We start from the raw sequence: 11,779 nt of genomic DNA on the forward strand, positions 1-11,779 counted from the left end.
AATAACTCTGTTTTGCCAACACCCTGATTATCCATCCAATAACGCAGAACTTTATTCCGAACAAATTGGGTTGTCCGTATTGCTTCATTAATGGCTTCTATCTGATTAGGTTTTGGCTTAACTTTGTATTCTAGTACAAACGTTTTGACACTGCTTGACTGAGTATCAATATTTTAGCACAAAATTCTTTAAGTTGACAATACATATTTATTTAAAGCCGCCCGACCCTGCGCGGGCATGGCGGGGCTTGTACCCAAATTTTCGATCAACTTCTAGGCATGAATTGTAATGTCCCCACGGATAAGCTAAACGGCTTTTACTTCGGATCACCGATATAGACTCCAAAAGGGTTATAGCTATTGGATCATGCAGGTTAAGCGCCGTTTAGCTTATCTGTTTTTCCTTCGAGGGATTTTGTGCGCGGGGGGGAAAAACCGACGAACATCGAGACGGTTGGGGAATCGCTTTTTTTGAGGGTTTAGGTTGTCGAACTTTTATTGATGTTAAACCCTCGATCGCTTCTCCCATTGCGGCATTAATTAAAAACTATCCCATCCATTCTACCAATGTTATCGCCCATATTCGCAAAGCCACCCAAGGAGAAATTAAACTAGAAAACTGTCATCCTTTTCGGCGTGAATTGTGGGGAAAATATTGGGTTTTTGCCCATAATGGTCATTTAGAAAATTTCTCACCGGCTGCGGGAGATTTTTATCAACCAGTTGGGGACACGGATTCAGAAAAAGCTTTCTGTTTAATTCTTAATACCCTGCGAGAGACTTTTCCCCAGGGCAAACCTTCCCTAGAACAACTTTATCAAGTCCTAAAAACTATCACAAACTCTATCGCTTGTCAAGGAATTTTTAATTATCTTTTATCCGATGGTGAACATTTTTTTGCCCATTGTTCGACAAAATTAAGTTATCTGATTCGTCAGTATCCCTTTGCCGCCGCTCATTTAATCGATGAAGATGTGAGCGTTGATTTTCAAGCTTTAGCTCGTCCGGGCGATCAAGTGGCAATTATTGCCACTACACCCTTAACTGATAATGAAGTTTGGACAGCGATTAATTCAGGAGAATTATTAGTTTTTCAGCAGGGCGCAGCAATTTTAAGTTAATCTTACCAGTGGTCACTTTGTCGAGATTTTTCTAAATCAATTAACTGAGTTTTTAGCCCTAACCAATCTAATTGATTGGCGAGGCAATCTGACCTGATTTTTCCCGCTTCTAGATAAATGACTCGCTCGGCAAATTCCTCTAAAAAATCCAGTTGATGATTGACCATAATTATCGTCATTGAACTTTGATTATTTAATACTTCTAATAACCTACTGGCCGTGCCTGTATCCAGGGCAGAGGTGGGTTCATCTAATAACAGTATGCTCGGTTCTAACAGCAAGGCTCTGGTAATTGCCACCAATTGTCTTTGTCCTAAAGATAATTCTAACTCCCCGCGTTCAAACCACTGTTCGGGAATTTTTAATAGGGATGTCCAACGGTCAATTCTCTGATTAATTTCAGCAGGGGTAAGTTTTTTAAATTGCAAAGGATAAGCGAGGGCATCTCGAACAGTCATTCCTAATAACTTCGATTCTTGGAGCAATAAAACTATCTGTTGTCGCAGGGAAATAACTGGTATTTCCTTAATCGATTTACCTTGAAAATAAATATTTCCCGTGCTGGGTTCTTGCAAACGATTTAACAAGCGCAAAATAGTCGTTTTTCCTGCCCCAGATGCTCCGACAATAGCTAAATTTTCTCCTTGCTTGACGCTAAAAGTAATATCTTCTAATAGATAAGCACTTCCTCGTCTTACCGCTAAATTAACCTGTTGTATTTCTAAAATCAAGGTGAGTTTTTTCCTTACTTAGTTTAAAGTTATTATATAATAAAAATAGCCCAATGAGTTCGGCAGGTATTCCCCATGGTTAGTCAAGTTAACAAAACCGAGATTATCTATCCTGAGAGCGACGGTAAACCGATGGCAGATAATACTAAACAATTTCACTGGATAGTAACGATTAAGCAGAATCTCGACTGGTTATATATCGATGATCCCCAGGTATTTGTAGCGGGGGATCTGTTATGGTATCCCGTGCAAGGCCAGCCGAAAATTGCCGCTGCTCCTGATACGATGGTAGTATTTGGCAGACCGAAAGGCGATCGAGGTTCCTACAAACAATGGCAAGAAGATAATCTTGCTCCTCAAGTCGTCTTTGAGATTCTTTCTCCCAGTAATACCTCCATCGAAATGGCCAAAAAATTGCTATTTTATGATCGCTATGGAGTCCAAGAATACTACGTCTATAATCCCGATGATAATAGTCTAGAAGCTTGGCAGCGAATTGGTGACAGTTTAGACAGTGTTAGTGAGGTTAATAATTGGGTGAGTCCCCGTTTAGGCATTCGTTTTGACTTAACCGACGAGTTAAAAATTTATCGTCCTGATGGTACTCAATTCTCGTCCTACAGCGAAATTAATCAACTACTGGAACAGGAAAAGCAACGGGCTGAAAATGAACGCCAACGGGCTGAAAATGAACGCCAACGGGCAGAACAGGCCAATCAGCAGTTAGTAGAAATGGAGGCAAAACTGCAAAAATATCGTCAACTTTTTGGGGAATTACCTAACTAGGGTTTGCTGAAAAAGTTTTTCGGTGGGGGTTGGGGGTTGGGGGTTGGGGGTTGGGGGATGGGGGATGGGGGATGGGGGATGGGTTTTACCAATTTTCAGGGAAAAAGTAGCTGAATTTTCCTCCCAATCACTCCAAGGGGCGGCACTTTTTGGGGGGGAAAAGTCTAAAAGCCTTATCCAACAAGGTTTTTAGATTTATTCAGCCCGGCCTAACTAGCGACGGGAGTATAACAAAAAAAGAGGACAGGTTAGTCCTCTTAACAAGATTAGTTTTCGCTAAATATTAAACACAGAATGATTGCCGGGCCTAGTAGGCTAGACCCATACTGCGGGTGGTTTCTGCTCCGAGATAAACCCGAATACTTAGGAAATCCGTCGGACAAGCCGTTTCGCAACGTTTACAACCAACACAGTCTTCAGTGCGGGGGGAGGAGGCAATCTGGGCAGCTTTACAGCCATCCCAGGGAACCATTTCCAGCACGTCGAGGGGACAAGCCCGAACGCATTGGGTGCAACCGATACAGGTATCGTAAATTTTAACGCTATGAGACATTGAATTATGACTCCTTACCGAGTGTTCTCCATGTTAAATTTCGGGTTTATCGGTTAGTTTACCTTACAGCGATCTGTTCATCGCTCGATCGGTGACATAACTTTAAACTCTGTAACACTTGGGGCCAAATGGCGATCGCTAGTTGGGGATCGAGTAATCCTAAAATAGCCTTAAAGAATTGCTTGCCAAGGTTACGGGGGGAACCGAAAAAGGTAATCTGGATCGCAAGATAATTTATTTCGTTTGCCAGTATGACAGAAATAGCGATCGAATCGATCCTACAGGAAAATCGGCTGTTTCCTCCCAGTGCCGAATTTGCTCAGAATGCCACAATTAAAAGCTTTGAAGAATACCAGCAACTCTACGCCAAAGCCAAGGCCGATCCCCCGGCTTTTTGGGCCCAATTAGCCGAAAAAGAATTACATTGGTTTGAAAAATGGTCAGAGATTCTTGACTGGCAGCCCCCCTTTGCTAAATGGTTCGTCAACGGCAAGATTAATATTTGTTACAACTGTATTGACAGACATCTCACGACATGGAGACGCAATAAAGCTGCCATTATTTGGGAAGGAGAACCGGGAGACAGCCGCACCATTACCTACGAACAGCTACACCGAGAAGTGTGCCAATTTGCCAACGCTTTAAAGGAATTAGGCGTAAAAAAAGGCGATGTGGTCGGAATTTATATGCCGATGATTCCCGAAGCAGCCATCGCCATGTTAGCCTGTGCCAGAATTGGCGCGCCCCACAGTGTAGTTTTTGGGGGATTTAGTGCCGATGCTTTGCGCGATCGTCTTAATGATGCGGCCGCTAAGGTGGTAATCACTGCCGATGGTGGTTTCCGCAAGGATAAAGTCGTTGCCCTCAAGGAACAGGTAGATCTGGCTCTAGCCGATAATAGTGCCCCCAGTGTGGAAAAAGTTCTCGTTGTCCAGCGCAGCAAGGAACCCATCAATATGGTTGCTGATCGCGATTACTGGTGGCATGATCTACAAAAACAGGTATCTGCTAATTGTCCGGCCGAACCGATGGATAGCGAAGATATGTTATTTATCCTCTACACCAGTGGTTCCACCGGCAAACCGAAAGGAGTCGTCCACACCACCGGCGGTTATAATCTCTACACCCATATCACCAGCAAATGGATTTTTGACCTGAAAGACACCGATGTTTACTGGTGTACTGCCGATGTGGGTTGGATTACCGGCCATAGTTATATCGTTTACGGACCTCTCTCCAATGGTGCAACCACGGTAATGTATGAAGGGGTTCCCCGTCCCTCTAATTTAGGCTGTTTTTGGGATGTAATTGAGAAATATCGCGTTAATATCTTTTATACTGCCCCCACTGCTATCCGCGCTTTTATCAAAATGGGGGAAGACATCCCCAATAGCCGGGATTTATCCTCTTTGCGCTTACTGGGAACTGTGGGAGAACCGATTAACCCAGAAGCGTGGATGTGGTATCACCGAGTTATCGGTAAAGAAAAATGTCCGATTGTCGATACTTGGTGGCAAACGGAAACCGGGGGAATTATGATTACTCCCTTACCCGGGGCAATTGCCACCAAACCGGGGTCAGCAACCCTACCTTTTCCCGGTATTATGGCCGAAGTGGTGGACTTAGAGGGCAATCCCACCCACGCGAATGAGGGGGGTTATCTGGTGGTCAAATATCCCTGGCCCGGTATGATGCGAACAGTCTATAAAAATCCCGATCGCTTCCGCAATACCTACTGGGAACATATCGCCCCCAAAAATGGCCAATATCTCTATTTTGCCGGGGATGGTAGTCGTCAGGACGAAGACGGTTATTTCTGGGTAATGGGGCGCGTCGATGACGTGATGAGCGTTTCTGGCCACCGTTTAGGGACAATGGAGATCGAATCAGCTTTAGTATCTCATCCCGCGGTAGCGGAGGCGGCTGTAGTGGGACGACCGGATGAAATTAAAGGGGAAGAAGTCTATGCTTTTGTGACTCTCGAGGGGCATTATGAAGCGAGTCCGGAGTTAGCGAAAGCATTAAAGGATCACGTTGTCAAGGAAATTGGCATTATTGCTCGACCGGGAGAAATCCGTTTTACCGATGTGCTGCCAAAAACGCGATCGGGTAAAATTATGCGTCGTCTCTTGCGAACTTTAGCATCAGGTCAAGAGATTTCTGGTGATACTTCTACTCTAGAAGATCGATCGGTTTTGGATAAATTACGGCAAGGTGCGTAATTTAATTGCCGGTTTTTCCTAGTAGTTAGGGTGAGGAATTAAGAGTTAATCTTATCTCACTCTAACTAAAGTGATTCTCGGTGAACGTATTTGCTCAAGCACCAAAGCTATAACGGTTCTTCGTTACTTGGTATGGTTCGATCGGGCGGCATAAATCGACTAAATTCTTATCTGGCAAAAGACTTAATTGATTAGTTCGCTCTAGATCGAAAACAATTGACAAATATCGCAGCAATGTCTTTCTCTATAGAGTCCATTTGGTATCTTTCCCAAAATCATTACCCAGTATGGATTAGAGCGAATTAGCCAAAATACCTGTAATTCTTACCCGTGAAGCGTCACAAGAGAGATACCAAATAGGTTCTATAAGCAGATTAAATATTACTACCTATTGACAAATTAGTATATATGTTGTATGACAGGGTGATATACAGAAAGTTGACCCACATCGTTACCCCAGAGAGTGTTATATAGAAAGTTTTCGTATAATATGTAGTTAGCTGGCTTTCGTCCTGCCCCTCAATAGCAGCAGTTTTCTATCTTTAGTAGAGCCTATGCCCATCTACACTTTTAAGGACAAGCAACTTACTGAGGTTAAGAGCACTCAGTTTGGAGCAGAAGGGATTCAAGAGCGTCATGATCTTCAAGCGGCGTTAAGGGATAAAATTACGGTCATCTCTCCGGATACATTGGTTATTGCTGAAGAGTTCTCAGAGTGGACTGAGGGAGCTAGAAGGATTGACCTGCTCGGCATTGATAAGCAAGCAAATTTGGTAGTTGTCGAACTTAAAAGAGATGAAACAGGCGCTCATATGGAATTGCAAGCGCTGCGTTACGCTGCTATGGTTTCTACACTAACCTTCAAAAGGGCTGTTGAAATCCACCAGCAATATCTAGACAAACGCTGCATTGATAAAAGCGCTGAAGAAGAAATCCTCAATTTTTTGGGTTGGAGTGATTCCTTGGAAGAACAATTTCCCAAAGATGTCAGAATCGTCCTCGCCGCTGCTAATTTTTCTAAAGAACTGACTACATCAGTGATGTGGCTCAATAAGCGCGATAGTGATATTCGCTGCGTTCGTCTACAGCCTTATAGACTTGGTGAAGAGCTTCTGCTTGATATTGAGCAGATAATCCCCTTGCCAGAAGCGGAGGAATATCAGGTGAAAGTGCGAGAGCAAGCATCGGCTCAACGAGCTGCTGCCAGTTCTAGCAAAGACAAGACAAAATATCAGTTTCTTGGGAAAGACTATAATAAGCGCCAGCTTGTCCTGGCTATCGTTGCTCATTATCTCCAGACTCACCCGAATACAACCTTTGAGCAATTACGTCAAGTTTTTCCTGATGCGATTTGTCGGAATTTTGGTGTTGTAGCTCTGCTAGAAAAAGCAGAGTCTAAAGGAGGCGCAAAACGCTATTTCTTAAATGAGGAACAATTACTCAAAACTGGAGAGGGCGAAACCATTGCCGTTTGCAACCAGTGGGGAATTGATAACATTAGTCCAATCCTTGAAATTGCCAAGAGCCAAGGCTATCAAATAGAAGAACTGTAAAACCTTATCCGGCCTTGATTGGAGCGCGTTATACTATATATCGGTCACGAGGATTATTCTCTTTATAGAAAGCACAATAGAGGTCAAGTGGTTACAACTCTTAACAAGCCATCTTCTCTAATTCATGAAATCCAGCTGGAAAACCTGGGTAACTGGAGCTTATTCAAATTCAGTGAATCCCTTCAACTGCGAATGGAAAGCTTGTTGGAAAAGAAAAAAACTGATCAAATTACTCCTGATGAAATTGCTGAGTTAGATGCAATTGGGGAGTTAGATCGAATTTTTACCCATATTAATGCGATGCTTGCTGCTCAAAATGTCAATCAGTCATGAACTTAAGCAAGCAATTCGAGAACGGGCTAAATACATCTGTGAGTATTGTCATTCACCGGAGCGACTGAGTGCTAATCGATTTACCGTTGATCATGTCATTCCAAAATCTTTGGGTGGTTCTGATGAACTTGATAATCTCGCACTTGCCTGTCGTCGTTGCAATGAGAGGCGATACAACTTTGTAGCTGGCATTGATCCAGATACTCAGGAGATTGTTCCTATGTTCAATCCTCGCAAACAAAAGTGGGAAGATCATTTCGTTTGGCTAAGTCAAGGCGTTGTTATAGAAGGAACTACGCCGATTGGTCGTGCAACTTGTCTTCGGCTTGATTTGAATGATAACCGTTATCCAGAAAACGATTCCATTCGAGAAACAAGACGTTTTTGGACACAAACTGGATTGCATCCTCCAGCAGATGATCCATGCCAAGCCTAAGCAGTGTTGTCGCCAGCCAGTTAACTTCACCGTTGGTTGGATTTCATCAATGATGGGCGATCGCAAATTCGTCGTAAGTTAGAGGATAGTCCCAGTTTAAGCAGTTATCCCGCGCAAATTTTGGACAAGGAATATACCAGAGCGCGTCGGGAAACCGCCAGACAAACAGGTTTAGTCCTTAGCATTTTTCCCGAGTTTTGTCCCTATACTATCGCGCAGGTGATAGAAGATTGGTTGCCCGGTGATAGCCTGGATTGAAGGTTAAATAATACTAAATCCGGTTATTAAAGACTGATTATCTATTCCCCCTTTTGCATGAGTGCCTGTCCTGATATGTAGCCTATACTCAAGGGATTTAGTATAAATTACCTAAAAAAGCAAAAAGGGAAATATATTCCCTTTTTCTGGCTTTTATGGCTCAATATGCTAAACGATTTCGGGTTTAACACCTCTTTGGTCGAGAATTTTCTGTAATTCAGCTTCGTCGGTTTTGGTCAAAGAAGTGCGTAACACTTTACCTCCGTAGGGGGCCACTTCATCGAGGACCTTATCGGGGGTAACTTTTTGGACGAGAACAAAGAGAGCAGATGTACCTGGCTGCATGGTTTCTCCCAATTCCCGCATAAAATTGTCATCCACACCGATATCAGTTAAAGCACCTCCCAAAGCGCCACCAGCAGCACCGAGGACAGCCCCTAATAAAGGGGATAAAAAGAGCATTCCGATTAATAATCCCCAGAAACTGCCACTAGCGGCTCCTGCTGCCGTTAAATTGACCGCTTGCTTGAGTTTAATCTGGCCATCTTTGTTTTTAACCACTACGGCAGCATCTTCTAACTCGATGAGATGGGGAGCATCTCATTTATGCAAGTGAGTAATTATACTTATCCATAAAACTGGTTTCTAGCAAGGCTTTCAAAATAGCTTGACATAAAAACCTGATTTAGGGGTTACAAAGGTGAGATGCTCCCGATGAGATGTTCCTGTTGCAGTTTAGCCAAAGTTAAACGAACTTCTTCTGCTTTAAATTCGTCCTCATAGGCGATGACAAATAGATCAGCCATAGTTTTTCCTCGATTATTAGTAAATAAAACCTTTATACACTACTTTTGCCGGATTAAAACGTTTGAGGTATTCTCCGATACCTCAAACCCATGGAGATTAGGTGTCATAAATACGAGCTTCAAAAGCATCGGGATTTTCTTGACAGTATTCCTCAAAATAGGTTTTTTCCGGTTTTTTAGCGCGTTGGTGTGCCAATTCTGCCTGTAATTCCTCAACAACATCCCAAGCTGCGGCACAATCGGGAGAATTTCCCCCTTTTTCAGCACATACTGCCCGGGCAATATCTCTAGCTTTGATAATCTCCGCTTCTAAATCAAAACTGCGGGGCTTTTCGACGGCGTTACCTTTATGGAGGATGTCACTAACAGATATAACACCGAGTAAATCACCTTTAATTACCGGTGCGAAACGAATACCGGTATTAGCAAATAAGCGAGCTACATATTCAACCCCGAGGTCGGGATTAATCACGATGCAGGGTTTGCTCATCACTTCATAGACTCGCACTTTTTGCGGATCTTGACCGAAAGCGACGACTTTATAGACAATATCGGTTTCAGTGATAATTCCGTAAGCATCTTCATCGTGACGGCGATCAACAATGAGAGTTCTAATGTTCTTTTCTCTCATCAATTGTACTGCTTTGGCAACGGTTTCAGAACCTTTAATCTTGGCCACCTCCGTGGTCATAATTTCAGCTGCTTTCATAGTCATAGTTAGAGAAGTTAAGTTGTGCCTTTGTTATTTTAGGATATAAACTGACCCCTAATGCTGACGGCTGACGGACAAAAAACTGATCCCCTATTAACGCCATTCTACCAGTTGTCGTTCTTGGACAACCAAACCATATACTGTCTCGGTTTGACGGGCTAAATTCGCCCAATGAAAGCGTTTTTCTAGGTCTTCGTAGGCGTGATTAACTAATTTTTGAGCGTATTCGGGATGATTTAAAACCTCTAAAATGCCCCAAGCGAGGGAATCGGGATTATTGACCCGGGTGACAATTCCCGTTTGGCCATGACGGACAACTTCGGGAAAACCGCAGGTATCGGAAACTACCACGGGAACCCTAGCGGCGAAACTTTCCAAGGCGACAATACCAAAAGGTTCGTAAAGACTGGGAAAAACGGCACAATCGGCCACGGTTTGGAAGCGATCGAGGTTTTCATCGGACATAAAGCCCGTAAAATAACAATGATGCCAGATACCGAGATGCCAGGCCTGTTGTTTGAGTTTGTCGGTATTGCCGCCACCGATAATGACAAATTTAGTTTGACCCTCGGTCTGGACGAGGACTTTTGGGGCAGCGTTGAGTAACACCGAAACCCCCTTTTCAAAGGTCATACGCCCGACGTAATAGACGATTTTTTCGTGATCTTGGGCATATTGACGACGAAAAGCTCGGTAATCAAAGTTAGGGTCTCTTTGCTTTTTCTCGGCCCGAATACCGTTATAAACCACATCGATTTTATCCCAGGGTGCGCCCAAAGCCCGATGGACTTCATGACGCATATAGCCGGTACAGACGATAATGCGCCAAGCATTATAGACGAGGGTTCCCTCTTTGCTGCCGATATAGCGTTGGGTGTCGGTGTGCAGTCCGTTATAACGTCCGTATTCCGTGGCGTGAATAGTGGCAATCAGGGGGATTTTAAAGAGATGTTTCATGGCAATGGCCGCATCCCCTACTAACCAATCGTGGGCATGAACAAGGTCAAATTTTCCGTATTCGGCGATTAGTTTGCCGCCCTGTTGCCCCATGCTGTTATTCATGTTGACCACCCAATGGAAAAAGTCATTGCCGGGGGGTACGGGGACGCGGTGGATGTGAATGCCTTCGACCAGTTCGTAACTGGGGGCATGACCGAATTCGATCGTGATTAAATGGACTTCATGACCGAGTTTGACGATTTCGGGATAGAGTTCAGCGACATGACGGGCGATACCGCCCACTAATCGCGGTGGAAATTCCCACGCTAACACTAAAATCCTCATTTTTCCCTAACCTCGACCTGATTTAAGCTGTTGACATACTCCCACCGTCAAGCTACGCTGTGACGGGGGATTCTTGACCTATCACTATCGGAAATTCCTTGTTCAACGAGACAGCCTAGATTCTCAATGTCTCCATTAAGAATCCAGAGACCGGACTCTCCCAAGGCGTTTGGGTCTGTTTCTGTTTGCCCAACAGTACCGTTGAGATGATTTCCCAAATATTGTAACCCTTTTTTTAGAATATTTATTGCTGCATTATGATCCCTATCTAAGACTGTTTGACAATTAGGACATTGATGAGTTCTAGTACTTAATGTTTTTTGAACTCTTGTTCCACAAACCGAACAATCTTGGCTAGTAAAATGGGGAGGAACAGCAACACAAACAATCCGATAAATCTTGGCAAAAAATTCAAACCATTCGGTGAATTGATACCAAGAAGCATCAGAAATAGACTTAGACAGCTTACGGTTTTTGACTAAGTTTCTTACCTTTAAAGCTTCATAGACTACCAGAGCATTAGACTGGACTAACGCCAAAGCGTCTTTAATTGCTTTGTCTTTACGTTGTCTTGACACTTTAAGATGAAGCCTAGCTACTTTTATCCGTTGCTTGTGATAGTTTTTAGACTGTTTCTTTCCTTGACGAAACTTTTTGGATAATCGTCGTTGTGCTTTTTTAAGTCGTTTTTCTGACTTGCTTAAATAACGTGGATTCTCTACAGTATTACCTTGGGCATCGGTATAAAATTCCTTTAACCCTAAGTCAATTCCTGTTATTTGTCCCGTTGGTTTATGGTATTCTTGCCGTTCTACGTCAATTAAAAACTGGCAATAATAACCATCGGCACGTCTAACAACTCTTACCCGTTTAATCTGTTGTTCTGAATAATAAACTAAGGTCTTTTAACTACACCATAAATCAAATTCTCCTGCTTTAAATCCATCGGTAAATCTGATTTTACGTCTATCATCAGATAGCTTAT

General features: G+C 43.3%; 10 protein-coding genes and 3 pseudogenes. 7 read left to right on the top strand and 6 right to left on the bottom strand.

What is annotated here, in order from left to right; all coding sequences use genetic code 11:
• Positions 1 to 391: 391 nt before the first annotated feature.
• Entirely contained in the window at positions 392 to 1,120 is a 729-nt protein-coding gene (locus tag IM322_RS07870) for a class II glutamine amidotransferase (RefSeq protein WP_287675753.1), read from the top strand.
• Between the two features lie 2 nt (positions 1,121 to 1,122).
• Here the strand turns inward: IM322_RS07870 and IM322_RS07875 are convergent, their stop codons facing one another.
• On the bottom strand, positions 1,123 to 1,851 hold the full coding sequence (locus IM322_RS07875; RefSeq protein ID WP_287675752.1) for an ABC transporter ATP-binding protein: 729 nt from the start codon (positions 1,849 to 1,851) through the stop codon (positions 1,123 to 1,125).
• 75 nt (positions 1,852 to 1,926) lie between these two features.
• Here IM322_RS07875 and IM322_RS07880 point away from each other — a divergent pair, with 75 nt between their 5' ends.
• Entirely contained in the window at positions 1,927 to 2,637 is a 711-nt protein-coding gene (locus IM322_RS07880; RefSeq protein ID WP_287675751.1) for a Uma2 family endonuclease, read from the top strand.
• Positions 2,638 to 2,944: 307 nt separating this feature from the next.
• Here the strand turns inward: IM322_RS07880 and psaC are convergent, their stop codons facing one another.
• Positions 2,945 to 3,190 (bottom strand): photosystem I iron-sulfur center protein PsaC, encoded by a 246-nt coding sequence (gene psaC / locus IM322_RS07885; RefSeq protein ID WP_002764973.1) that lies wholly within the window; start codon positions 3,188 to 3,190, stop codon positions 2,945 to 2,947.
• 251 nt (positions 3,191 to 3,441) lie between these two features.
• Here psaC and acs point away from each other — a divergent pair, with 251 nt between their 5' ends.
• From acs to IM322_RS07910, 5 genes and pseudogenes are all read left to right on the top strand, one after another.
• On the top strand, positions 3,442 to 5,412 hold the full coding sequence (acs, locus tag IM322_RS07890; RefSeq protein WP_287675750.1) for an acetate--CoA ligase: 1,971 nt from the start codon (positions 3,442 to 3,444) through the stop codon (positions 5,410 to 5,412).
• A 554-nt stretch (positions 5,413 to 5,966) separates the two neighbouring features.
• Entirely contained in the window at positions 5,967 to 6,965 is a 999-nt protein-coding gene (locus tag IM322_RS07895) for a PDDEXK family nuclease (RefSeq protein ID WP_287676157.1), read from the top strand.
• Positions 6,966 to 7,052: 87 nt separating this feature from the next.
• Positions 7,053 to 7,298 (top strand): hypothetical protein, encoded by a 246-nt coding sequence (locus tag IM322_RS07900; RefSeq protein WP_286825736.1) that lies wholly within the window; start codon positions 7,053 to 7,055, stop codon positions 7,296 to 7,298.
• Complete coding sequence (locus tag IM322_RS07905) at positions 7,282 to 7,734, top strand: HNH endonuclease (protein ID WP_286825737.1); 453 nt, start codon at positions 7,282 to 7,284, stop codon at positions 7,732 to 7,734. Before IM322_RS07900 ends, IM322_RS07905 begins: the two co-directional genes overlap by 17 nt.
• 33 nt (positions 7,735 to 7,767) lie before the next feature.
• Positions 7,768 to 7,992 (top strand): annotated as a pseudogene (locus IM322_RS07910) (DUF29 domain-containing protein); the annotation flags it as partial.
• 168 nt (positions 7,993 to 8,160) lie between these two features.
• Here IM322_RS07910 and IM322_RS07915 read toward each other — a convergent pair.
• The 4 genes and pseudogenes from IM322_RS07915 to IM322_RS07930 form a co-directional block, all read right to left on the bottom strand.
• A pseudogene (locus IM322_RS07915) lies at positions 8,161 to 8,583 on the bottom strand (DUF1269 domain-containing protein); the annotation flags it as partial.
• A gap of 312 nt (positions 8,584 to 8,895) precedes the next feature.
• Positions 8,896 to 9,513 carry a CP12 domain-containing protein gene (locus IM322_RS07920; RefSeq protein ID WP_286825740.1) on the bottom strand — a complete coding sequence of 206 codons (618 nt, stop codon included), beginning with the start codon at positions 9,511 to 9,513 and terminating at the stop codon, positions 8,896 to 8,898.
• Positions 9,514 to 9,603: 90 nt separating this feature from the next.
• Positions 9,604 to 10,794 carry a glycosyltransferase family 4 protein gene (locus IM322_RS07925; RefSeq protein ID WP_287676159.1) on the bottom strand — a complete coding sequence of 397 codons (1,191 nt, stop codon included), beginning with the start codon at positions 10,792 to 10,794 and terminating at the stop codon, positions 9,604 to 9,606.
• A 47-nt stretch (positions 10,795 to 10,841) separates the two neighbouring features.
• Positions 10,842 to 11,779 (bottom strand): annotated as a pseudogene (locus tag IM322_RS07930) (RNA-guided endonuclease InsQ/TnpB family protein); the annotation flags it as partial.

This window comes from Microcystis sp. M109S1 (assembly GCF_020247025.1).
In the GTDB taxonomy this organism is placed as follows: domain Bacteria; phylum Cyanobacteriota; class Cyanobacteriia; order Cyanobacteriales; family Microcystaceae; genus Microcystis.